The organism is Actinoplanes oblitus, assembly GCF_030252345.1.
In the GTDB taxonomy this organism is placed as follows: domain Bacteria; phylum Actinomycetota; class Actinomycetes; order Mycobacteriales; family Micromonosporaceae; genus Actinoplanes; species Actinoplanes oblitus.
Window position 1 is genome coordinate 3,312,818 of sequence record NZ_CP126980.1, and the last position, 23,279, is coordinate 3,336,096.

General features: G+C 72.4%; 14 protein-coding genes and 2 pseudogenes. 10 read left to right on the forward strand and 6 right to left on the reverse strand.

Translation table 11 applies throughout. From position 1 onward, the window contains the following. The first annotated feature begins 78 nt into the window (after window positions 1–78). Together Actob_RS14810 and Actob_RS44010 are read left to right on the forward strand one after the other, a co-directional pair. On the forward strand, window positions 79–486 hold the full coding sequence (locus tag Actob_RS14810) for a DUF6010 family protein (protein WP_284920750.1): 408 nt from the start codon (window positions 79–81) through the stop codon (window positions 484–486). A gap of 1,110 nt (window positions 487–1,596) precedes the next feature. Further along, window positions 1,597–2,535 (forward strand): annotated as a pseudogene (locus tag Actob_RS44010) (NAD(P)/FAD-dependent oxidoreductase); the annotation flags it as partial. A 417-nt stretch (window positions 2,536–2,952) separates the two neighbouring features. On the opposite strand, the pseudogene Actob_RS44015 reads toward Actob_RS44010, so the two are convergent. Continuing rightward, window positions 2,953–3,045, reverse strand: a pseudogene (locus Actob_RS44015) (hypothetical protein); the annotation flags it as partial. A gap of 86 nt (window positions 3,046–3,131) precedes the next feature. Between Actob_RS44015 and Actob_RS14820 the strand changes: the two are divergent. The 7 genes from Actob_RS14820 to Actob_RS14850 all read left to right on the forward strand — a co-directional run bounded on the left by Actob_RS14820 (window position 3,132) and on the right by Actob_RS14850 (window position 11,592). Continuing rightward, window positions 3,132–4,442, forward strand: coding sequence for a DUF1800 domain-containing protein (locus tag Actob_RS14820; protein ID WP_284920752.1), 1,311 nt, complete (start codon window positions 3,132–3,134; stop codon window positions 4,440–4,442). Window positions 4,443–4,455: 13 nt separating this feature from the next. Further along, window positions 4,456–5,676, forward strand: a complete 1,221-nt coding sequence (locus tag Actob_RS14825; RefSeq protein WP_284920753.1) for a DUF1501 domain-containing protein — start codon at window positions 4,456–4,458, stop codon at window positions 5,674–5,676. A 131-nt stretch (window positions 5,677–5,807) separates the two neighbouring features. Next, on the forward strand, window positions 5,808–7,625 hold the full coding sequence (locus tag Actob_RS14830) for a hybrid sensor histidine kinase/response regulator (protein WP_284920754.1): 1,818 nt from the start codon (window positions 5,808–5,810) through the stop codon (window positions 7,623–7,625). 130 nt (window positions 7,626–7,755) lie between these two features. Then, complete coding sequence (locus tag Actob_RS14835; protein ID WP_284920755.1) at window positions 7,756–8,331, forward strand: DivIVA domain-containing protein; 576 nt, start codon at window positions 7,756–7,758, stop codon at window positions 8,329–8,331. A gap of 23 nt (window positions 8,332–8,354) precedes the next feature. Next, window positions 8,355–9,470: an effector-associated domain 2-containing protein gene (locus tag Actob_RS14840; protein WP_284920756.1), complete on the forward strand. Its 1,116-nt coding sequence runs from the start codon at window positions 8,355–8,357 to the stop codon at window positions 9,468–9,470. 107 nt (window positions 9,471–9,577) lie between these two features. After that, window positions 9,578–9,796 (forward strand): hypothetical protein, encoded by a 219-nt coding sequence (locus Actob_RS14845; RefSeq protein WP_284920757.1) that lies wholly within the window; start codon window positions 9,578–9,580, stop codon window positions 9,794–9,796. A 5-nt stretch (window positions 9,797–9,801) separates the two neighbouring features. Continuing rightward, the gene (locus tag Actob_RS14850) at window positions 9,802–11,592 is read left to right on the forward strand and encodes an HEXXH motif domain-containing protein (protein WP_284920758.1); all 1,791 of its coding nucleotides are present in this window, start codon (window positions 9,802–9,804) and stop codon (window positions 11,590–11,592) included. Here the strand turns inward: Actob_RS14850 and fxsT are convergent. From fxsT to Actob_RS14875, 5 genes are all read right to left on the reverse strand, one after another. Continuing rightward, window positions 11,589–15,473, reverse strand: coding sequence for an FxSxx-COOH system tetratricopeptide repeat protein (fxsT, locus tag Actob_RS14855; RefSeq protein WP_284920759.1), 3,885 nt, complete (start codon window positions 15,471–15,473; stop codon window positions 11,589–11,591). The two genes, Actob_RS14850 and fxsT, sit on opposite strands and share 4 nt — an antisense overlap. Before the next feature lie 94 nt (window positions 15,474–15,567). Further along, on the reverse strand, window positions 15,568–17,049 hold the full coding sequence (locus tag Actob_RS14860) for a VMAP-C domain-containing protein (protein WP_284920760.1): 1,482 nt from the start codon (window positions 17,047–17,049) through the stop codon (window positions 15,568–15,570). Window positions 17,050–17,671: 622 nt separating this feature from the next. Continuing rightward, a complete protein-coding gene (locus Actob_RS14865; protein WP_284920761.1) occupies window positions 17,672–18,337 on the reverse strand; it encodes a hypothetical protein in 666 nt (221 codons plus the stop codon). Between the two features lie 57 nt (window positions 18,338–18,394). Further along, entirely contained in the window at window positions 18,395–18,982 is a 588-nt protein-coding gene (locus Actob_RS14870) for a hypothetical protein (protein ID WP_284920762.1), read from the reverse strand. Continuing rightward, window positions 18,979–20,160 carry an oxygenase MpaB family protein gene (locus Actob_RS14875; RefSeq protein ID WP_284920763.1) on the reverse strand — a complete coding sequence of 394 codons (1,182 nt, stop codon included), beginning with the start codon at window positions 20,158–20,160 and terminating at the stop codon, window positions 18,979–18,981. The genes Actob_RS14870 and Actob_RS14875 overlap by 4 nt, the downstream gene beginning before the upstream one ends. Window positions 20,161–20,491: 331 nt before the next feature. Between Actob_RS14875 and Actob_RS14880 the strand changes: the two genes are divergently transcribed. Beyond that, window positions 20,492–23,233: a M14 family zinc carboxypeptidase gene (locus Actob_RS14880; RefSeq protein ID WP_284920764.1), complete on the forward strand. Its 2,742-nt coding sequence runs from the start codon at window positions 20,492–20,494 to the stop codon at window positions 23,231–23,233. Window positions 23,234–23,279: the final 46 nt, after the last annotated feature.

Sequence of the window (23,279 nt, forward strand, 5' to 3'; positions counted from 1 at the left end):
ACCGTCTGGCCAGATCCCGTTGGGATGCGTCATTCCAGCCGCTGTCGCGGGGCGGCCGGGATTCCTAGGTTCGGGGGCATGTCGGTTGCCGGTCCGATCCTGGTGGGGATCGCCTATGTCCTTCTCATGTCGCTGCTCGCGGATCAGCCGCGGCAGAGGCTCAACGCAGTCCTGGTGGCGGGTGCCGGGGCGGTCTACTGGAGTGGTGGGGGCCTGGGTGCCTGGGAGTTCGTGTTCGGCGCGGTGATGACCTATGTCGCCTACCGGGGGCTGGAGTCGTGGCACTGGCTCGGCGTGGGCTGGCTGCTGCACACCGGCTGGGACGTGCTGCACCACCGCGCCGGGAACCCGATCATCCCGATGCTGCACGACTCGTCACTGGGGTGCGCGATCTGCGATCCGGTGATCGCGGTGTGGTGCTTCGCCGGCGGGCCGTCGGTGCTGAGCGGGCCGCGGTCGTCGTGGCGCGGCAGGCTGTCGGGCTGAAGATCGCCGCGCGAAATGAGTTGAACTTTTTCGGACAGAATCCGTATCTATGTGTGTCCGGGTGCGTGCGACCCCAGCGCCGCGCCCGGGCATCTTCCCCCGGCCTTCCCGGACTGGCGATCCACCGCTGATGCCCCGGATGCTCCTTCCGGGTCGCGCTGTGAACCCGCGCCCCCGGCTCGGGTGCCGCCGATCGCGGTCGTGTCGCCGTTGATCGTGGCCGATGCGGGGGCCGCTCGTGGTTCGCTGTCCGCCCCAGGCCGCAGTCCGCTTCCCGGTACGCCGTCGTCCGACCACCCGGCGCTACCCCTCAAGATCAGCCCCGGCTGGTTGTGGTGGTGGTGTCCGGGGTGTTGAGGCCACCGTGGTTGCCAGCTGCGGGGTTGGGGCTGGTTGTGGTGGTGGTGTCCGGGGCTTTGAGACCACCGTGGTTGCCAGCTGCGGGGTTGGGGCTGGTTGTGGTGGTGGTGTCCGGGGCTATGAGACCACCGTGGTTGCCAGCTGCGGTTCCTGGCTTGCGCACAGAGCGGGACTGCGAGCTGGACGACGGCGCTGAGCGCGAGCTGGGGCGGGGCTGCGGCGTACCGTAACCGGCACTGACCCCGGCGCTCGCGGACCGCCACCTGAATCGCGGACCTCGACCGGATTGCGTGTCACCGTGATCGGCTGCGGACCGTGGGTGGCGGCCGCGACGGTGATCGGCAGCTTTCCGGGCGTGGCGGTCTGGCCGTGATCGGCTGCGGACCGCGGGGTGGCGGCCGCGACCGTGACCAGCAGCCTCCCGGGCCTGGCATGCCCGACCGCGACCCGCAACGGACCGCGGGCGGCGCGTGAAGGCGGGCGGCCGCGAAGACAAGTGGGCCGGAAACGGGTCGGGCCGGAAACGGGTCGGGTCGGAAACGGGTCGGGTCGGAACGGGGGCGGGCCGGAAACGGGTCGAGTTGGAACGAGGCGGGCCGGAAACGGGTCGGGTGGGGGAACGGTTGGCGAGCGACGGCCCCGGAGGGAAGAAGACCGGGGTAGCGGGAATGCGAAGCAGGAGGACCGCGCGGATCTGTGACCTAGGCGACCCGGCGTCACACCCCGGAACCCCTGACCTGTCCTACTGTCGTGCGAACGATTCTGGTTGTCGGCGGTGGATACGCCGGGTTCTACGCGGCATGGCGGCTGGAGCGAAAACTCCGCCGCGACGAGGCACGGGTGGTGATGGTCGACCCGCGGCCGTACATGACCTATCAGCCCTTCCTGCCCGAGGTGCTGGCCGGCTCGGTCGAGGCCCGCCACGCCGCGGTCTCGCAGCGACGACACCTCAAGAAGACCAAGATCATTTCCGGTACGGTGGTCCGCATCGACCATGCCTCACGCACCGTGACGATCCGTCCGGCCGAGGGCCCCGCCTACCCCCTGCGGTACGACGTGATCGTGGTGACCGCCGGCGCCGTGACCCGCAAGCTGGCCATTCCCGGAGTGGCCGACCAGGCGATCGGCCTCAAGCACGTGGAGGAGGCGGTGGCCATCCGGGACCAGTTGCTCACCGCGTTCGACAGGGCGTCCACCCTGCCGCCCGGTCCCCGCCGTCGACGGCTGCTCACGGTGACCTTCGTGGGCGGCGGGTTCTCCGGCGTCGAGGGTTTCGGCGAGCTGCTGTCGCTGGCCCAGTCGCTGGTCCGGCGTTATCCCGAGCTGGATCCCGCGGAGTTGAGCTTCCACCTGGTGGAGGCCCGTGACCGGATCCTGCCCGAGGTCTCCGGCAAGTCGGGCCGGTGGGTGGTCCGGTCCCTGGAGCGGCGGGGCGCCCACGTGCACCTCGGCACGCTGGTGCGGTCGGCGGAGGACGGGCACGTGGTGCTCTCCACCGGCGAGGAGTTCGACTCGGACCTGATCGTGTGGACCGCCGGAAACGCGGCGAACCCGATGGTGCACAACCACACCGACCTGCCGATCGACGACCGCGGGATGCTGGTCGTCCGGGCCGACCTGCGGGTCGGCACCGCCGACGCGCCGGTACCGGACGCCTGGGGCGCCGGCGACGACGCGGCGGTGCCGGACCTCGCGGCCGGCGACGGCCGGACGACCGTGCCGAACGCGCAGCACGCGGTCCGCCAGGGCAAGCACCTGGCCCGCAACCTTCTCGCCGACCTGCGCGGGCGCCGCACCGAGGACTACGTGCACCACAGTCTCGGCACGGTCGCCACGCTCGGGCTGGGCCGGGGCATCTTCGAATGGAGGTTCGTCGTGATCAAGGGTTTCCCGGCCTGGCTGATGCACCGGGGCTACCACGTGCTCGCGGTGCCGAGCTGGGAGCGCAAGGTCCGGGTACTGGCCATCTGGCTGGCCGCGGCGCTGTTCGGCCGGGACATCGTGTCCCTCGCCTCGGTGCGGCACCCGAGGCGAGCCTTCGTGACCGGCGGCGACCCGGAACTCACCGGTGCCGTCCCGGAGCCGGCTCACGCCGTCCCGGAGCCGGCTCACGCCGTCCCGGAGCCGGCTCACGCCGTCCCGGAGCCGGCCCATGCCGGGCCGGAGGAGCCGGCCGACGCCGTCCCGGAGCCGGCCCATGCCGGTCCGGCGGGCAGCTGAGGGCCGGACACCGTCCGGATCCCGCCCTTACCCCGCCCTTACAAAGCCGGCCTACCTTCGCCGTCATGACCGATCGCACCCGGGTGTCGCACCTGCTCCGGAGGCTCACCTTCGGCCCGACCGCGGCCGAGGTCGACGCCGCGGTGCGGGCCGGCCACGACGCCACCCTGCGAACCCTGCTGACCCCCGCCGCCCCGGTGCCCGGACCGGACCTGGGCCCGACCGGCGACAAGCAGGCCGGCGACAAGCAGGCCGGCGACAAGCAGGCCGGCGACAAGCAGGCCGGCGACATGCAGGCCGGCGACATGCAGGCCGGCGACAAGCAGGAGGCCAAGAAGCAGCGGCGGGACCAGGTGACCATGGCGACCCGCTGGTGGCTGGAGCGACTGGCGACCGGCGGCGCGGCCGAGAAGCTCACCTTCTTCTGGCACGGGCACTGGGCGACCAGCGTCCGCAAGGTGCGCTCGGCGCCGCTCATGCTCGGACAGCTGGCGACCTTCCGCAGGTACGGCCACGGGGACACCGGGCCGCTGGTCCGGGCGATGCTGCGCGACCCGGCCCTGATCCTCTGGCTGGACGGCCAGAAGAACACCCGCAAGGCGCCGAACGAGAACCTGGCCCGTGAGCTCATGGAGCTGTTCACGCTGGGGATCGGGGCGTACCGCGAGGACGACGTCAAGGCCGGCGCCCGGGTGCTGACCGGCTGGCAGGTCGACCGGGCCGCCGGGGTCGCCCGGCTGGCGCCGAAACGGCACGACGGGCGGCCGGTCACGCTGCTCGGGCACACCGGGACGCTGGACGTGGACGGCTACGCCGACCTGCTCGTCCGCCATCCGGCCCACCTGCCCTTCCTGGTCCGTCGCCTGTGGATCCGCTACGGCGCCGGCACCGCGCCGTCCGCGGCCGCCACCGCCCGGATCGCCGCCGCCGGGCGGGACACGACAGCGCTGCTCACCGCGCTCTGCACCGATCCGGAGTTCCCGGCGACCAGCGGAACGCTGGTGAAGCAGCCGGTCGAATGGCTGCTCGGCGCGGTCCGGCAGCTCGGCGTCCCGGTGCCCGAACAGGCCGTCGGCGTGCTGCGCGGCCTCGGGCAGGTGCCGCTGCGGCCGCCGTCGGTGGGCGGCTGGCCCGTCGACCGGGCCTGGCTGACCACCTCGGCGACGGTGGTCCGGCTGCGGGCCGCGCAGCGGCTGGTCGCCGCCGCGCCGGCGGCTGTCGAGCGGGTCGCCCGCGGCGACCGGCTGGAAGCGCTGGCGAACCTGCTGGTCGTGGACCGCTGGAGCGACCGGACCGCGGCGGTGCTGCGCGACGTGACGGACCCGAAGCGGCTGCTGGCGCTCGGCCTGGCCAGCCCCGAATACACAGTGCACTGAGGGGACCAAGCAGATGGACACGCTCACCCGGTGCCGGTTCCTGATCGCGAGCGGTGTCACCGGCGCCGCCGCGGCCGTCGCCGGTGGCGCCTTCGGGCTCAGCGAACTGCTGGCCACCGCCGGCGACCGCGACCCGGCCGCGAAGACCCTGGTGCTGGTCACCCTCTACGGCGGCAATGACGGATTGAACACCCTGATTCCGTACGCCGATCCCGCCTACGCCGCGGCCCGCGCCGACCTGGCCTACGAGCCGGAGAAGCTGCTCCGCCTGGACGAGCATTTCGCGCTCAACCCGGGCCTGGCCGGGCTGCACCGGCTCTACCAGGACGGCGGGCTGGCGATCGTCCGCGGGGTCGGCTATCCGAAGCCGGACCGCAGCCACTTCCGCTCGATGGACATCTGGCAGACCGCCCAGCCGGAGCGGCCGGAGAGCACCGGCTGGCTGGGGCGCTGGCTGGACGCGGCCGGCGGCGACCCGCGGCTGGCCGTGTCGTTCGAGCCGGTGCTGCCGCCGCTGCTGGCCGGGGCGACCAGCGCCGGCGCGACGGTGCCGGGCGGTGAACTGAAGCTGCCCGGCGTGATCACCTCGGCGCAGGTCGCCGAGCTGGGCACGGCCGCGCCGGGGGAGTCGCCGGCGGCGGCCCGGGCGGCCGCCTGTTTCGCCGATCTGGTGCGGGTCGGTGATCTGATGGACCGGGTCGCCGAGGGTACGCCGGAGGACGAGCCCGAGGACGACGACGCCCCGGCCACCGCGACCGGTGGTGGCGCGCCGCCGCTGGACCAGCAGCTCGCCCTGGTCGCCCGCTGTGTCGAGGCGGGCGTGGCCACCCGGGTGTACTCGGTGTCGCTGGGCGGGTTCGACCTGCACGCCGACGGCAAGGTGGCCCAGCAGGCGATCCTGGCCCGGCTGGACAAGCCGCTCGCGGCGTTCCGGGAACGGATGGCCGGGAAGGGCGTGGTGATCGCTGTCTACTCGGAGTTCGGCAGGCGGGTGCGGGCCAACGCCTCGGACGGCACCGATCACGGCACCGCGTCGGACATGTTCCTGCTCGGCGACGGGATCACCGGCGGGATGTTCGGCGAGCCGCCCAGCCTGACCGACCTCGACGACGGCGACCTGAAGTACACCGTGGACTTCCGGGACGTCTACGCCACGCTGCTGGCCGACGTGCTGGGCAGCGACCCGGCGGCGGTGCTGCACGGCTGGACCGGGCGGCTCGCCGGCCCGTTCTGACGCCGTCGGCACCGGTGCCCGGGCCGTGCCCCGATGGGCGGTTTCGCGGATCGCCGGTTGTCCCGCCCGGGTGCTCGCCAACGGGACTAATCTACGGGGAAATACCCGGGCAAATCGAACAAGGGGTCGGGATGGGCGGTCAATTGCGATCGTCGTACGTCATGGTCTCGATGGCGACCGTGACCGTGCTGGCGATCATCTCCGCGGCGGCGCCCCCACAGAAGCTGATGTTCGGCATGGTCGCTCTGGGCCCGGCGCTGGCGGCGGCCTCGGCCAGTCCGCGGGGTGTCCTCGCCGTCGGCGGCTACGCGATGGCGCTGGCCGTCGCCATCTCGTCCTGGCAGGGTCTGTTCGGCTCCGTCGATCAACTCGCCCGCCTGGCCGTGGTGCTCGCCGCCACCGCGCTCGGCTGGGGCATCGCCCACCACTACGACAAGATGCTGGTGGCCTCCGCCGAGGCGGCCCGGGAGCGGGAGATGCTCGGCGCGATCGCCGCGCAGTCCACCGACGCCATCATCGCGAGCACCCTCGACGGCGTCGTCACCGCCTGGAACGGTGGCGCGGAACGGATGTACGGCTGGCCGGCGAGCGAGGTGCTCGGCCGTCCGCTGATCGAGTTCCTGCCTCCGGACCGCGGCCCGGCGCTGGAGGCCGCCCTGGCCGACCTGGCCGCCGGCCGGCGGGTCCACCTGGACGAGACCCGCCGGCTCCGCAAGGACGGCACCTCGCTGGTGGTCCAGGTCGACGTCTGGCCGGTCCGCGACGAGAGCGGCGTCGTGGTCGCCGCGGCCGCCACCGAGCGCGACATCACCGAGGAGAAGCAGGCCCGGGAACGCTCCGCGCGTGCCGACCGGCTGGAGAGCCTGGGCCAGCTCGCCGGCGGCGTCGCGCACGACTTCAACAACCTGCTCGCGATCATCCTGAACTACGCCGACTTCCTGGCCGACGAGGTCACCGGTGAGGCCGCCGAGGACCTGTCCCGGATCCGCAACGCCGCCGAGCGGGCCAAGTCGCTGACCGGGCAGCTGCTGCTGTTCGCCAAGCGGGAACCCACCCAGGTGGAGATCATCGACCTGAACCAGGTGGTCACCGAGGCCGACGAGCTGCTGAGCCGGACCATCGGGGACAACATCCGGCTGGTCAGCCGCCCGGCGGCCGGCGAGCTGCCGGTGCGGGCCAACCGCGGCCGGCTCGACCAGATCCTGCTCAACCTGGTGATCAACGCGCGGGACGCGATGCCGGACGGTGGCGTGGTGGTGGTGGAGACCGACGCGGTGGAGGAGGACGGGGCCCCCTTCGCGCGGCTGGTGGTCAGCGACACCGGCACCGGGATGACCCCCGAGGTGCGGGACCGGCTCTTCGAGCCGTTCTTCACCACCAAGCCGGCGGACCGGGGGACCGGGCTCGGGTTGTCGACCGTCTACGGCATCGTCGGTGAGGCGAACGGGCACATCGGCGTCGACTCGGCGCTCGGCGTCGGCACCACGTTCCGGATCCTGCTGCCGTCGGCCGCCGCGCCGGCCGGCCAGGCCGACGGCCCGGAGCACGAGCCGGCCCCCGGCCACGGCGAGCTGATCATGGTGGTCGAGGACGACGATTTCGTACGCGACCTGGTGGTCCGGATCCTGCGGGACAACGGGTACCGGGCCACCGCGCTGGGTGATGGCTCGCTGGCCGACCTGGACCTGCAGGGTGTGGCCCTGCTGATCACCGACGTGGTGCTGCGCGGCCGGTCCGGCCCGGCGCTGGCCGCTCGCCTGCGGTCCCGCCGCGCCGACCTGCGGGTGCTGTTCATGTCCGGGTACAGCGACGCCGAGGTACGCCGCGAGCACGGCATCGACCCGGCGGTCCGGATCCTGCAGAAACCGTTCACCGCCGTCGAACTGCTCGCCATGGTGGGGGAGGCGCTGTCCGCCGTTCCGGCCGCCGGTCACGCAACGGGGGTCTGACCGCCACGCGATGTTGACATTGGTGGTGGGTGCGGGTGTACTTCGTGGCGACGTGGGCCTGGTCGAGCTGGATCACCGTCGCCTCGTCAGCCATGTGGGAACGTGCACTGACGGGAAGGCAGGTATCACTGTGCCGCTTACCCCGGCCGAGATCGGCACTGTCGCGTTCCGGCGCCCACCCGCCGGGACGCAGGGTTACCACCAGGACGAGGTCGACGCGTTCCTCGCCGATGTGGCCGGCGAGATGCGGCGGCTGGAACGCGAGAACCGCGCGCTCAGCGAGCAGCTCACCCCGCACGACCTGGCCGAGCGGGTCCGGCGCCTGCAGCTGGAGTATCTCGACGTCCAGGAGCACATCGCGATGCTGGAGGGCGAGCTCGAGCGGTGGCGGCGGCCGGTCGACACCCGGATGCTGGAGCTGGCCCAGCGCACCGCCGACGAGCACCTGGCCGAGGCCCGCCAGCAGGCCGGCACGGTGCTGGACCAGGCCACCACCAAGGCCGCCCAGCTGATCAGCGAGGCGCAGCTGCGAGCCTCCACCATCGTCGCCGACGCCCGGCACGCGCACGCCGAGGCGGTCGCCGGGCTCGAGGCGAAACGGGCCGCCGCCCTCGACGAGATCAACGAGCTGCGTGCCGAGGTGGAGCGACTCCGGGCCGCGCTCGCCGCGGACATGCGGGAGCGTCTCGCGGAGTTCACCGGCTGACATCGCCGCCTATCGTCGGAAAGATGACGGAACCCGCCCGCAATCCGCGTGACGCCCGCGTCATCCTCGTCGGCATCGATGAATACCGGGGCGGCCCGGCCTGGTCGCTGCACGGGCCGGTGGACGACGCGATCCGGTTCGCCGAGTTCTTCGTCGCCCGGGGCGTGCCGCCGGAACGGGTGACGGTGCTGGCCACGCCGCTGGTGACGGCCGACCGGCTGCCGTCCGGGGTGGACTCGCGACCCGCCGACCGGGGGACGATCCGGGAGGTCTTCGTACGCGAGATCGGTGTTGAGAAGGACGCCGGTGACCTCTACGTGGTGTGGGGCGGGCACGGTTTCGTCGACCTCGACAGGCGTCGCCGGCTGCTCTATCCGGAGGCCACCGAGGCCGACCCGATCGACCTGGACCTCGACTCGCTGCTGCGCCGTTACCGCTCCGGCGAGGTGCCCGGCCTGGAGCGGCAGACCTGGCTGATCGACGTCTGCCAGGTGCACGAGCCGGACGGCCTGCCCGGTGCGGGGCACGAGACCTTCCAGGCCGGCGACGACGTGCCGTTCCGGCAGCAGGCGGTCTACCTGGCCGCCGCGCTCGGGCAGCCCGCGGTGAACCTGAGCCGGCGGCGCACCGGCCTGTTCAGCCGCGAGGTGCTGCGGCTGCTGGACACCGGCGGACTGGACCTGCTGGGCGACTTCTCCCGGCTGTCCGCCGCGATCGAGGACCGGTTCACCCGGCTGCGGACCGGCGGCGCGATCGACCAGACCCCCACCTACCTGTGGTACCGCGACGCGCTCGGCCGGGAGGAGGGCCAGTTGCTGCGCCGGCACCGGGCGTCCACTTCGGGGGCGCGTCCGGAGCCCTCGGCGACTAAGCTGAAACCGGTGGTGGACGCTCTCGTCGACCTCCCCGAGTTCCGCCGGCCGCAGGATCGCGAGCACATCCTGTCGCTGCTGAGCGCCTCGGTGTACGGATCGATCCGGCGCAACGATCAGACCCGGTTCGACGCGGTCGGGATCATTCGCGGCTGTTCGCGTCATTCGGGTGGTCTGGCGGAGTTGGTGGAGGCGGTGCGATTCTTCGTACCGGAGGGCACGGCCGTCGATCGGTTCGAGGAGGCGGCTCACCGCCTCGAGACCTGAACCGGGCGCAGCGCGGCGAACCGGGTGGCTCCGCGTAACGCTATCGTCGCAGTCAGAAGATAGGCGATGATGGCTATCGACATCACTGTCCTGGAGGGCTACCGCGGATGGAAGAAACCTCGGCCGCAATGGAGTCCGAGCTGCTCGATCTCTCGGCGGAGAGCGTGGCGACCCTGCGCTCCGTCGAGTTGTCCGGCATCACCGCAGCTATCGCGCGGGTGCGAGAGAGGATCGCCGACGCAGAGAGCAGCATCAGCGGCTACAACCCTTCGTTCACGAGCCGCCCGGGGGACGCCGGCTCGGAAGCGGAAGACCATGTCGCTTGACCGGGGTGGGAGCCCGGTCGAGGCATAGATTCGACCCCCGGCACTTCGCGATCCTGGCCGCGGGCGGGGGTGACGGCCAGGTGGTGTCCCGTTTCTGGGCGTCCGAGCGCAGCTGGCGGCTGACCGTGCTGCTCACCCTCGTCGAGGCGTGCTCCGGCAGGCCCGGGGTGACCGGGCCGCTGCCGCCGCTGGACACCGCGCTGGATCTGCTGTCCCAGGCGTACCGGGCGGATCCCTCGGCCGGTGAGGACGTGCTCTCCCAGCCGCAGGTGGGCGTCTGGGCGGCGTACACGCTGCGCCGGGCCGGCGAGCCCGGGACCGCGCCACTCTGGACGGACCTGGGGTACCTGCACGCGCTGGCGGTGGCCTGCGCGGTACGGGCCGGGGTGCCGTTCGAACTGGCCGTCCCGATCCGGCACGGCGTGGCGATGGTGCCGACCGTCGGCGCGGCGAGCTTTCCGGCGGGTTCGGGGCACGCCCGGGCGTACAGCGACGGCAAGGTGCTGACGCTCGACGACGGCACCGTCACCGTCCACGCGGCAGCCGGCGATCCGGGCTGGCACGACCCGGTGCGGATCGACCTGTCGGCCGGCGGGCTGGACCTGAGCGTCGCGCTGGTCGACCGCGACGCGTACCGGGACCTGCGCCGGCCCTCGGCGCCTCGCCCGCTGACCCCGGCCGAGATCCGCCGCTGGCGGGCCCTGCTCGGCGACGCCTGGCGGCTGCTCACCCGCGAGCAGCCGGAACGCGCAGCCGGGATCGCTGCCAGCCTCCGTTCGCTGGCACCGGTGCCGCGGCAGGCGCCCTACCGCCAGCTGTCCGCCTCGGGGGCCGAGGCGTTCGGCGGGGTGCTGCTCTCCGAGCCGGACGACGCCACCCAGCTCGCGGTGACCCTGGTGCACGAGGCACAGCACCACAAGCTCGGCGCGCTGTTGCACCTGTTCACCCTGGCCGAGCCGGATCCAGCGCTCCGCTACTACGCGCCCTGGCGGGACGACCCACGGCCGCTCGACGGGCTGCTGCAGGGGCTCTACGCGTTCGTCGGGATCACCGATTTCTGGCGGGTGCACCGGCACCACGCGCCGCCGGCCGAGGCGGCACTCGCCCACTTCGAGTTCGCCCTGTGGCGGCGGCAGGCGCTCGGCGCGGCCCGGGTGCTGACCGGCTCCGGGCATCTCACCGAGCACGGCAGGCGGTTCGTCGGCGGCCTGCACGACCGGCTCGCCGCCTGGCAGGACGAGCCGGTGCCACCCGAGCTCGAGGAGACGGCCGGCGCGATGGCCCTCGACCACCACGCCGGCTGGCGGGCGGCCGGCATCCGGGTCGACCCGTCCGCCGGTGCCGCGCTGGCCGCGGCGTTCCGGCGCGGGGATCCGCCACCGGCCCCGGTGCTGGCCGAGGCGGACCGGCGCGTGGTCCGGCTGCCCGAGGTCCGGTGGCTCGACGGCCGCGCCGTGCTGGTCCGCCACCGGCTGACCGGCCGGGTGCCGGGACAGGTCGCCGGGACCACCCCGGCCGATGCCGACCTGGTGGCCGGGCGGCTGCCCGAGGCCCGCGCGGGATACCTGGGTGACCTGGCGCGGGATCCGGCGGACCCGCACGCCTGGATCGGTCTGGGGCTCACCCTGGACCGGCGGGCCGATCCGGCCGCCCGGGCCCTGCTCGGCCGGCCGGAACTGCTGGTGGCGATGGCCGGGGCGGGGCCGGTGCCGGATCCGCTGGCGGTCGCCCGCTGGCTGGGTGACGCGCTGCCGGCCGGCCTCGGTGATCCGAGACCGGCCGGTTGGACGCTCTAGAGGGGCAGCGGGTCGATGTCGCAGTTGGCCCGCACCCCGGCGGCCGCCGCCGCGGTGGCCGGGTGGGTCTCCCCGAGGCCGGTCCGGAACTTGTCCATGATCTCCTCGAACAGCGCGCTCGCCTCCGGTACCCGGTTCCGGCCCAGGTTGCGCAGGTCCATCGCCAGGTTCACCCCGCAGGCCAGCGTGGTCGGGTGCGCCTCGCCGAGCAGCTCGATGCACCGGGCGTAGGTGTCCTTGTCCAGCTCGTACGCCCGTTCGAAGTCGTCCAGCTCGAAGTGATCACTGGCCAGGTTGATCCGGGCCGCCAGCACCAGGGCGTGCGAGGTGGTGAGCCGCTCGGTCAGCGACCGGGTCGCCTCCTCGTTCAGCGCGCGCGCCTCCTCGAACCGGTCGAGCAGGCGCAGCGTCACCGCGAGGTCGGACTGCGCGCCGGCCGTGTGCGGGTGCGAGTCGCCGTAAAGCGTCCGCAGGCCCTCGACCGCCTTCTCCCCGTTCTCCCTGGCCGCGGCGAGGTCGCCGGTGACCCGTTGGTCGATCGAGACGGCGAGGAGCGCGAGGACGGTGTCCGGGTGCCCCTCGCCGTAGCGGCTGCGGAACCGGCGCAGCACGTCGCTGGACAGGTCCAGGGCTTCCTGGTGGCGGCCCGCCTTGCGACGGAAGCTGGCGAGCTGGTGGTTCTGCCGGAGCAGGTCGGGGTGGTCGTCGTACTTGAGCACCCGCCGGGCCGTCGCGATGACGGTCTCCTGGTCGGCGTGCGCCTTGACGTAGTCACCGAGCTCGCGGCGATCGAGGTTGATGCCACCGAACGTGGTGAGGCTGTCCGAGTGGTCGGTGCCGTAGATCTGCACAAGCCGGTAGTAGGTCTGGTTGTCCAGTTGCAGGGCGCGGCCGTAGAGGCCGGACAGCCGCATGCTCACCGCGAGGTTGTGGGCCGCCTGCAGGCTGAACGGGACGTCGTCGCCGAAGTTCGCGACCGCTTTCTCGTAGACCGTCAGCGAGAGTTCGAGGGCGCCGGCGAAGTCACCGGAGACGCGGTGGTCGGCGGCGACGGCGCCGGTCACCATCAGGGTCTGCTCGTCGTCCTCGCCCATCGCCTCGCGGTAGAGGTCGAGGGTACGCGCGTTCAGCCGCCTGGCCTCGTTGTAGTCCCCGACCACCAGGTGCATCGACCCGAGCCACCAGGCCATCCGCAGGCTGTCCGGGTCGGACTCGCGGCCCAGCGCCTGCCACGCCTGGAAGGCGCGTCTGGCCAGGTTACGGGCCTCGACGTGCTCACCCCAGCGCCACAGGTACCGGGCCTCGTTGTAGATCAGGTCGCGAACCCGGTCGTCCAGGCAGCGCTCGGCCTCGGAGGCGACGATGTGCGGATACAGCTCCGCGTACCGCGGCCAGTGCTCGGCGTTGTCGGGCTGACCGAAGTCGTTGCCGGCGAGCAGCAGGTGGGCACTGTGCCGCATCCGCTCCCGGGTCTCGTGGTCCATCTGGTGGATCAGGACCCGCTGTACCAGACGGTGCATCTGGAACGAGCTGTTGCGGTGGTTGATCCGGGCCAGCGCGAGCTTGCCGATGCTCAGCACCACCCGGTCGAGCCGGCTGGTGTTGCGGATCAGCGGTTCCAGCTCCGGGTCGATGGACACCCCGCGCGGCTTGGAGAGCAGCACCTTGCTGATCGGCTCGGGCGCGAAGAACGCGCAGAGCTGCAGCAGCCGCAGGGCCAGCGGCTCGCGCTCGCGCAGCCCGTTGAGCGTCACGGTCCACACCGCTGCCACGTGCGCCGGGTAGTCGCGCTCCTCCGGCGGGATGTCCTCGCCGAGCTCCGGCCCGCTGCGCTCCAGGTGCTCCAGGTAGTCGGGCACGGTCACGCCCATCTCCGAGCGCCAGGCGGCCGCCGCCTCGATGGCCAGCGGCAGGTCGCCCAGCACCTCGGCCAGCCGGTCGGCGTCGGAGAACGCCAGGTCCGGGTCACGCCGGCGCATCAGTTCGATGCTCTCCTGGCGGTCGAAGACGTCGACCTCCAGTTTGCTGGCCCGGCCGCGCCAGTCCGGGTTGCGGGAGGTCACCACGATGCTGCCGGGCCCGCCCTTGGGGAAGAAGCGTTCGACGTCTTCCGGATCCTCGGCGTTGTCGAAGATCAACAGCCAGTTGGAGTACGGGTTGCCCAGCCGCAACGCCTCCAGCACGGCGGGCACCGCGGTGTTCGCCGTCGCGGGCACCGGCAGGTTCAGCCGGCCGGCCAGCTCGACCAGGGCGGACTGGATCTGGGCGGGCCGCTCCGCGGAGATCCACCAGATCAGGTCGAAATCTTGTTGATGGAGATAGACGAATTCCACCACCAGCTGCGACTTGCCGACACCGCCCGCACCGTGCACGGCCTCCGGCAGCACGGCGGTCGTGCCGATCCGCAGCCGCTGGTGGAGCTGATCGAGCAGCTCACGGCGCCCGGTGAAGTTCGTGTTGCGCAAGGGCAGATTGCCGACGATGGCCGGGAGCCGGGAATCGCGTCGCTGCGTCGTCTGCAAGCCGTCGGTGGTGACCGGCACCGTGTTCCCTTCCAGATCATGACCAGTCCCCGGCAGTGGCGGCCCGGCGACGAGCGGGTTCGTGGACCCCTGCGAAGACACTACTTCAGACACAACGGACTCCTGGCGTAAATCAGGCAAAGCGATTTGAGGGGAGGGCTGGCCGGGCCGTAGCGGGACGGCCGAGCCGAGCAGCTGCCGCAGGCTCTGCGCGGCGCTCAGGTTGGGCCCGCCGAGAGCGAGATGGACCGCCAGCTCGACCTCGAGGTACTGCCGGGTGGCCGGATTGGGCCGGCGGTAGTCGGCGCGTCGCGGATCCTTGACCCGCAGCGCCAGCCCGCGGACGACCTCGACGTCGTGCCCGAGGGTGTTCTCCACGACGTGTTGCACCTGGAGGATACGGTCCCGGACGGCGAAGGTGAGCAGCTGCTGGCGCACCCCGTAGACGAAGTCGTAGACGATCTGGGTGTCGCCGCCGCCGGCGGCAGGCGGCCGGATGGTGCGGAGCAGGGCGCTGGTCAGCACCTCGGTGAGGTGTTCCAGCCCGGTGTCCCGGCTCATGCGTTGCACCGCCCGGATCGCCCGGGCGTTCAGCGGCGCGGCGGCCAGCCGGGTGGCCAGCCGGAACGCGGTCGGCGAGACGGTGGCCCGGAACCGGATGACCTGCCGTCGCGCGTGCAGGTCGGGGGCCGGCTCGGTGGTGTCGCCGGGGGAGACCAGCAGTGCCGGCATCCGCACCGGGCCGCCGACCGTCGCGTCGGCCAGCTGGGTCCACCGATCGAGCCAGTCGGCGCCGCGCTCCAGGATCGGCACGGCGGTCCGGTGGGCGTCGGCGCGCTGGTCCTCGGCCGACCGCAGATCCATCCCGGAGACCCGCCACGGCGTGGTGGCCGTCGGCGCGGCCCGGGTGCCGGGCGTCCAGACCACGTCGGTGACCCGGAGCCCGTGACTCTGCCAGCGCTCCTGCGGCAGCAGGTTGACCACGGCGACCAGGCCGTCCCGGGCCCAGTCGGTCAGCAGGCCGGTGATCTGACCCTGGCGCCAGGCCAGCGAGCGGCCGTGGGTGACCAGGAAGACCGCCCGGGGGCCGAGCGGGCCGGCACCGAGGGAGCCGGGGTTGTCGGCGCCGTCGGCCAGGGCGACCGGGCGGCCCCGCCGGACGACCAGCGTGCGGATGGTGATCGACGAGAAGGCGCCGGTGGCGTCGAGGCGGGTGCGGTACTCCTCGATCTCGAGCGACCAGAACTGCATGATCGGGTCGTCGTCGAGCACGATGACCGCCTCGCGCCGCAAGCCGGCCGGCGGCAGCTGCCGCTCCACGACCGGCGGGGTGACCTGGGCGAGTGCTCCGTTGCTCATCGGCCGACCGCCATCCGGCCGGTTCCGGCCAGGGGGCAGCCGAACAGCCATGACCGGACCACGTCGCCGCACTTCCCCCGGTGACTGTTCCCGGTCATGCGCGAACCTCTCCCGTGTCCCTGCCGGGCTGCCGTTCAGGATCGTCCCACAAGATCACTAATCCGTGACCGATCCGTCCTTCCCGTTCGTCTGGATCCTCGTCCCACGCCGTTCGTCTCAACTCTGCGACACCGTGCGGCAAAAGCGCCAGTCCGGGAGGTTGATCATCCAGGCCGACCTCAATCATCGATTCGACAACCTCGCACAACGCCTCCTGTGGACCGGAATTACGGTTCCAGACGATAACCGGCAAACCGGACCTAAACCCCGCTAGGAGCTGTCTCCCGCCTGTCGTGTCCGGCAGCGGTGGCTCGCTCAAGACCAGAACGACCGCCTTGCCGTCCCGATTCAACGCGGCTTCGAGTTGCACGTCCGTCTGCCCTTGCGCCCGGTGGACAAGCCCCGGCTGGACGACACCCTCGGTGACCGCCCGCCACCGGCCCCGCCAGACCCGGTGCCACTGGACCGCGCGGATCCGCTCCAGGCTCCGGATCACCAGCGGGAACTGCAGTGCCAGCCGCCGTGGGCTGGCCGAGTCCAGCTCCCAGCACCACCGGTCCACAGGTTCGTTCAGCAGTTGACTGGGCAGCACGAACTCGATCGTGACCGGTCCCTCCAGATGCGCCCAGCGACGCTCGGTCTCCAGCACCACCTTGTCGACCTCCGCCTCCAGCTCGTCCCGTCGCACGCGGCGGTCCTCGCCGCGCTGCGGCTCCCAGGTCGGCGACGCCCACTGCCACCAGTGCGACATGATGAACACGTCGTCGTCGGCGCCGTACTGCTCGAACTGGAACACCAGATAGGCACTACGGACCGGACCGGTGATCGGGATGGGTGCCGGTGCCGCCGGTGTGGTGTCCCAGTCCGTGGACAGGTCCTCGATGAGCTTCCGCAGCTTCTGCTGCGAGCCGGCCGGCATCCGCCCGGTCACCTGTTCGAGGAAACGCAGCCAGGCCGGCCGGCCGCCGCCCGGGACCGGCGGGTCACCCGTCAGATGGGCGAGGACCTGCCAGGCCGACTCGCAGTAGTCCGGGACCGGCGTGACGCGGTACCGGCCGGCGAGATCGCGCAGCCAGGAGTCGACAGCGATCAGGTCCAGCTCGACCCGCATCCAGTGGAAGTCGTGCCCGGCGAGCAACTGGATCGCCTGCCACTCGTCGGCCAGCCGCAGCAGCGCCGTCACCAGGGTGGCGTCCGCCTCGATCATGTCCAGGCAGTCGGCCAGATGACGGAGCCCGCCGCTGTGATCGACACACACCGTAGCCAGCGCCACGACCTGGGCCCGGAATTTGGGCAGCGCGGCGAACTGTGGGCGGATGCCCAGCGCCCGCTCCAGCTCGTCCTGCAACAGCAGCTGGCTGCGTGAATCGCGCAGCGTATCGGACTTGTGCAGCCGGTCGACCGCCGCCTTGATGATGCGCCGCCGCTCCTCGGCGTCCGGGCCCGACGGAGGTCGCTCGCCATCACGCAGGGTCATCACCGGCCCGGGCGCCGGTGACTCCGGCCTGGCTCAGGTGGTCCCCGGTACCCGACGCCACGACCGGAACCGCTGCTGACATGCCGCCATCGTATGGGCTGCGCTCGCCGGTTGTCTGCTGTCGGTAAGGAGACAGTGGACAATCGTGATCGACCGGGGGATGCCCGCTCATCCCATCGAGCGATTTAAGTGCCTAGTGGTCGGCTCACGGCGGCCTCCGGTACGGGCCAGCCCGTTTTTCGGTACGGCGGGCTGCTCCAGCCGTACCGTCAAGCGGCGGACCGGAACCCGGAGCGGACCGGAAGCCGGCCGGCCGGAGCCTGGTGAGCGCCTTCCCCCAAGTTTGCCCAACCCACCTGTGACCTCGGGAAATGCGGGAGGATCGAGGCGCTGTCGAAGAACGTCGGCAGGGTCGCCGAGCGTTACCTCGTCCGGTGGACGGTGGCGCGCTCCCCGTGCTGATCGGTCCCTTGTGAGCCCGGCTCAGGATGGAGTCCATGAGAATCCGCCGCGCCGCCGTCGCCGTGCTCTCCGCGCTGGTCTAGGAACCGCACGGTCTCGCGGTGACCGGCGCGGCCGTGTGGGTCGCCATGGAGAGCGGCTCGCTGGTCGCCGTCCCGGGCTAACGCCGGCGGTTCCGCAGCGCCCGCGGGGGCAGCCGCACGCCGCCCAGGGTGTGCAGCGCAGCCGGGCCGCGCGGGCGGCGGGGGCGGGCGGTGGTCCACCGCGCGGCCGCGGCCGGCCGGCGGACCTCGATCTCGACCGTCTCCCGGGTCCGGACCTCGGCCTCGGCCAGCGGCGCGGCAAGCAGGAACACCTCCGGCAGCACCGCCGGTGCCACCGGCTCGGCGAGCTCGGCGATCGGCTCGGCCGTGTGCAGCAGGGTGGCCGCCGCCACGTTGCCCACCGTGAGCAGCGCGCTGACCATGGCCAGCAGCGGCGCGGAGGCGGCCGAGGTCGCGGTCAGCACCCCGGTGGCGGCCGCGACGGCCAGCGCCGCCACCACGCCGGCCCGCCGATCCCGCTGGGTGCCGCGGGAGCCGATCAGGAAGGCCGCCACCGCCGCCGCGGCGCCGAGCACCGCGGAGGTGGCGCACACCGCCGCGAACGGCCACAGCCAGCTGACCGAGGCGTCGTCGTCGGCCACGAAGAACACCAGGAACGGCGTCCCGATCACCGCGATCAGCAGGAACGCGACCGCCTCCACGGCCAGCACCATGGCCCCGCCGGTGACCGGGTCCATCCGCCGGACCCAGCCGTTGCCCCGTACCCAGTCGATCTCGGCCATGCGTGTCCTCCCGTGGCAGCTTGATCGAGGACCGTACCTTATCGATCCGGTAACGGATCAGACGACGTTGCGGTCCGGCCGGCGGGCGCGGGCGTGGGCGTCCCGGATCCCCATCAGCACGGCGGCGTAGAGGGTGAAGCCGGACCCGACCCCGGCAATCAGTCCCACCGTGCCCGCCGACGCGCCGGCCGCGTACGCCAGGAAGCCGGCCACGCCGAGGACCGTCATCACCCCGCCGACCCAGTAGAAGAGCGGCAACCGCCAGGCCCAGGCGAGCGGCAAGAAGTGCACGCCCACCACGATCACCACCCAGGCGACAGCGACCTCCGGTTTCTTCAGCACCCCGTTGATCACGTAGAGACCGCCGAACAGGGCGATGATCTCGCCGAGGACCGCGTACCAGTACCTGCGGTCGGCGAAGCCGCGGATGTCGCTCTCCCTGGTCGGCGCGACCGCGCGCTCGGTCCGGAACAACCGCACGAGCAGCACGGCCGCGATCAGCAGCGCCACCACCCGGATCACCAGCCGCCACGGTGCCGGCAGATCCGCGCTGTTGACCATCACGAAGACCGTGCCGAAGCTGAGTGCGACCAGCGAGCCGATCATCAGTCCACTGAGTCGTCGATTGTCGTTCTGCCCCGTCATGCCGCCATCCTGCCGGTGTCACGGCGTTCCCGCTGCCCCGCCTCCCAGCGCGCGAACTGGGCCAGCGCCTGCCGCTCGCCTCGCGCCAGCAGCCTCCGCCGGCCGCCCGGCAAGCGCCCGAGACCGTGGCTGATCAGCAGATTCGCCGCGACGCGCGTCAATCCGTACCACGGTGGCCGGTAGGGCAGACCGAGATCCCGCATCGCCGCCCGGCCGAGCAGCCAGGTGCTCACCGAGAGGGCGCGTTCCCGTTCGTAGACCCGCCGCCAGCCGTACGCGAACTCGTCGGTCATCGCGATCAGGGCGCAGGCCAGGGCGACGCTGTTCCGGTCCGGCGGCGGGTCGAAGGAGAGGAAATGGTAGAGCTGCCGCCGCCCGCGTCGCTCGGTGAACGGCAGCCACTCCTCGTCCACCCCGAGCAGCCAGCCGACGTAGCACCAGAGATGCATCACCGCCCGGGCGTCCGCGCGCGACACGCGTACCCCGAGCAGTCGCAGATGCAGCAGGAAACTGGTGGAGAAGATGCCGAGGGTGCTGGCCTGGTCGTACTGGTTGATCGGCAGGCCGCGGAACTCGTGGTCCCAGGTCGGGTCGGCCTCCAGCCGGGCGTTGACCAGGGCGTGCAGGACGCGTACCCGCAGGGTGGCGGTGAAGCCGGGGCCGCCCGGCGCCAGTCCGCCCGGCGCGGTCACCGCGCGCCACCAGTGCGAGGTCTCGATGATCCGGCGCAGCGTCTCGCCGCCACTGAGCCGGCCGGTGCGCACCAGCGGCTCCAGCGCCGCGCCGGTCCGATAACCGCCGAGCAGCGAGCCGTAGGCCAGCACCAGCCCGGCATCCATGCCGAACGTCCGGCAGGCCTCCGCTCCGCGGGCCAGCAAGGCGTCGTCCACCCACGCCGGCCGCTCGCGGACCGTCCGGAAAAAGGCCGTCAAGGCGTCCGGTACGCCCTCCGCCGGCCCCGCCGCGACCAGCCGGTCCAGGTCCCGCATCGTCATCCCGGGCGTCTCGCGAACCGCCCGCACCAGCGCGGCCGCCACCTCGTCCCGCCGGTTCAGGCCCCGCTGCAGCGCCGCGATCTCCGGCCCGCTCGGCCGCGCCCCACTGCCGGCCAGCAGCCGCAGCGGTCGTGCCGCCCGTTCGCCCCACTCCCGATCCGCCCCGAATCTCCCCGGCACCATCCCCCGACGATAAGGTGACCAGCCGGCATCCGGTCGTCGCGTCCGGCCCCTCGCCGGACGCCCGGCTGCTCGCGGTGTGCGACAGCGGTGGTGGCACCGGGCCGGTGCGGATCCTGGGCACCTCGACGAGGAGCCCGCTCACCGGGATGCGGGTCGACGGCCCGATCGCCGCCGGCCGCTGGACGGCAGCGGCCTCTGCCTCTCCGGCGGCCGGGGTCGCTACGCCTTCGATCTGGTGCCGGCGGCCACGCCGGTACATTGACCGTCGCAAATCGAGGGCCATAGGCTGCTGATCGTTTCGAGTCATTCCCGCCAAGCGAACGGTGACGCGATGCGACTCCTGAAACCCTCGGCCCTGGCAGTCCTCCTGGTGGCTGCCCTGACCCCGCAACTCGCCGGCACCCCGGCGAGCGCCGGCACCCCCTGTGGCAGCGACCCCGCCGCCCACCTCGGCTCGGTGCCCACCCCGGAACAGTTCCTCGGCTTCCCGCTCGGGCTCGGCCAGCAGCGGGTGGTCACCAACACCGAGATCCGCGGTTACCTGAGCGCCGTCGACAAGGCCTCGGACCGGGTGACCACCGGCACCATGGGCACCAGCGTCCTCGGCCAGCCGCTGGACTACGCCGTCGTCTCCGGCAGGCGGGTCACCCCGCGCACCCTCGCCGACATCCGCGACCTGCGCGATCCGCGGCGGACCGGGGCCACCCGGGCCCGCCGGACCGCGGCCGGCGAACCGGCCATCGTCTGGATCGCCGGGAACGTGCACGGCGGCGAGACCAGCGGCGCCGACGCCTCACTCAAGACGCTCTACGAGCTGGCCGCCGGGCTGTCCTGCGCGGTCCGGGACCGCACCGACAACCTGATCACGGTGATCCTGCCGACCCAGAACCCGGACGGCCGGGACGCGGCGCGGCGGCAGAACGAGTACGGCTTCGACCTGAACCGGGACTGGTTCGCCCGCACCCAGCCGGAGACCGACAGCAAGGTCGATCTGCTCCGGCGGTACCCGCCGCAGGTCTTCATCGACGCCCACGAGATGGGCGGCCGGCAGTACTTCTTCCCGCCGAACGCGGACCCGATCCACCACGAGATCGCCGACGCGCCCGTCGACTGGATCAACCGGATCGGCGCGGCGAACAAGGCCGGGTTCGGCTACAACGGCGCCTGCACCGAGACGGTCACCACCGAGTGCTACTTCAACTACGACACCTACGACCTGTTCTACATGGGTTACGGCGACACCGTTCCGGCGGCCGGATTCGGGGCGGCCGGTATGACGTACGAGAAAGGCAGTGCCTCGGCGGTCCAGGACCGGGTGCAGCAGCAGTTCAACACCCAGTGGGCGACGCTCGGCTGGGCCGCCGCCAACAAGCGCGAGGTGCTGAACGGCTACTACCGGATCTGGGCGGACGCGCTGGCCGAGGGCCGGGCCGGCGCGCTCGAGCCCAACGAGGTGGTGCAGCCGGGGAACACCGTCCAGTTCCCGGTGCCGAACATCAAGATCAAGTCGTACGTCCTGCTGCCGGACCGCCAGCTCGGCGACGTCCGCCGTCTGGTCGAGCGGTTGCGCGCCATGGACGTCGAGGTCTACGAGATCAAGAAACCGATCACGGTACGCGACGCGCACCTGTTCGGCGGCCGCTCCGCGAAGAACGTCACCGTGCCGGCCGGCGCCTACTGGATCCCGATGGCACAGCCGCAGAAGCACTGGATCCAGGCCACCCTCGGCGAGGACCCGTACGTCCCGTTCCCGTACTTCTACGACGTCTCCTCGTGGAGCAACCCGCTGCTGATGGGCATCGACACCCTCTACACCGGCGACGACCTGCGGCCCCACGCCGTACGGGTGAAGCGGATCGAGGGCGGTGCCACCGGCCGCGCGCCGGCCAAGGGCTCCTACTCCTACCCGCTCGACTCGGCCTCGGCCGCACAGCTCACCTTCCGCCTGCTCGGCCGGGGCGCCGCCGCGGTCCGCGACGGTGACCTGATCCGGGTGCCGGCGAAGGCCGTCTCCCGCGACGCCGACCGGCTCGCCCGCTCCCTCGGTGTCACCCTCATCCCGAGCCGCCGGCCGGCCGCCGGGACCGCGCTCGTCCGGCCCGACGTCGGCCTGTTCCGGGGCGCCGGCATCACCACCACCGCCGGCTCCTACGGCGAGGCCCGCTACCTGCTCGGCAGCCGGTGGGGCCTCGACCTCAAGCCGGTGACCACCGCCGACATCAACGACAACACCCCCGCCTTCACCGGCCGGGGCGTGCTGCTCGTCCCGGACGGCAGCAACGCGACCGGCGGGCTCACCGCCGCCGGCCAGGCCAACCTGCGCGCCTGGATCGCCCGGGGCAACACCTACCTGGGGCTGCGCAACGAGGGCACCCGGCTGGCCCGGGCCGCCGGCCTGACCTCCACCACCGAGGTGGCGAAGCCGGACGACTACCTGGTGATCGGCTCGCACCTGCGGGTCGACGTGGACCACCGCAGCCCGATCGGGGCGGGCCGCCCGGCCGAGGACTTCGAGTTCAACAACGACGACCCGATCCTGACCCCGAGCACCACCGGCGTGAACGCGCTGACCTACCCGAGCGGTGACACGTTCTGGCACAACGGCTACACCGTCGGATCGGACCTGCTCAAGGGCACCGCCGTGGTGGTGGACGAGCCGACCGGCGCCGGCCGGGCGGTGCTGTTCGCCTTCAACCCGCTCTTCCGCGGCTACAACGAGAGCGGCCAGCAACTGGTGGCCAACGCGCTGCTCGCCCCGGCCGGCGCCGGGTCCGCGCTGCGCGCCACGAGCCCCGGCCCGGCCCGGGCCGCCGCCGCGAACCTGCCGGCCCCAGCCAACCTGGGCGGCGAGTGGCGCCCGGCCCGGATCCAGGTGGCCGCCGCCGACCTGGCCCGCGCCCGGGCCGTCGTCAACCGCTACACCAGCACCGCGACGGCCTCGGTGATCGGCGGCTCGGCCTACTTCACCATCCCCAATCCGGACGGCCTCCAGCCCGACGAACACCCGTTCCTCCGTGACCTGGTGACCGAGCTCAAGGCGGCGGGCATCCCGCTGCGCGCGGTCGCCGGCTGACGACCGGCTTGCCGGTGACAGAGCCCCGGCCCGGCACTGCCGGGCC

Bases quoted from the DNA above. Each gene is read 5' to 3' on its own strand.
- Actob_RS14810 (WP_284920750.1), top strand. From the start codon at position 79: ATGTCGGTTGCCGGTCCGATCCTGGTGGGGATCGCCTATGTCCTTCTC.
- Actob_RS14820 (WP_284920752.1), top strand. From the start codon at position 3,132: ATGACCGATCGCACCCGGGTGTCGCACCTGCTCCGGAGGCTCACCTTC.
- Actob_RS14825 (WP_284920753.1), top strand. From the start codon at position 4,456: ATGGACACGCTCACCCGGTGCCGGTTCCTGATCGCGAGCGGTGTCACC.
- Actob_RS14830 (WP_284920754.1), top strand. From the start codon at position 5,808: ATGGGCGGTCAATTGCGATCGTCGTACGTCATGGTCTCGATGGCGACC.
- Actob_RS14840 (WP_284920756.1), top strand. From the start codon at position 8,355: ATGACGGAACCCGCCCGCAATCCGCGTGACGCCCGCGTCATCCTCGTC.
- Actob_RS14845 (WP_284920757.1), top strand. From the start codon at position 9,578: ATGGAAGAAACCTCGGCCGCAATGGAGTCCGAGCTGCTCGATCTCTCG.
- fxsT (WP_284920759.1), bottom strand. From the start codon at position 15,473: ATGAGCAACGGAGCACTCGCCCAGGTCACCCCGCCGGTCGTGGAGCGG.
- Actob_RS14860 (WP_284920760.1), bottom strand. From the start codon at position 17,049: ATGACCCTGCGTGATGGCGAGCGACCTCCGTCGGGCCCGGACGCCGAG.
- Actob_RS14865 (WP_284920761.1), bottom strand. From the start codon at position 18,337: ATGGCCGAGATCGACTGGGTACGGGGCAACGGCTGGGTCCGGCGGATG.
- Actob_RS14870 (WP_284920762.1), bottom strand. From the start codon at position 18,982: ATGACGGGGCAGAACGACAATCGACGACTCAGTGGACTGATGATCGGC.
- Actob_RS14875 (WP_284920763.1), bottom strand. From the start codon at position 20,160: ATGGTGCCGGGGAGATTCGGGGCGGATCGGGAGTGGGGCGAACGGGCG.
- Actob_RS14880 (WP_284920764.1), top strand. From the start codon at position 20,492: ATGCGACTCCTGAAACCCTCGGCCCTGGCAGTCCTCCTGGTGGCTGCC.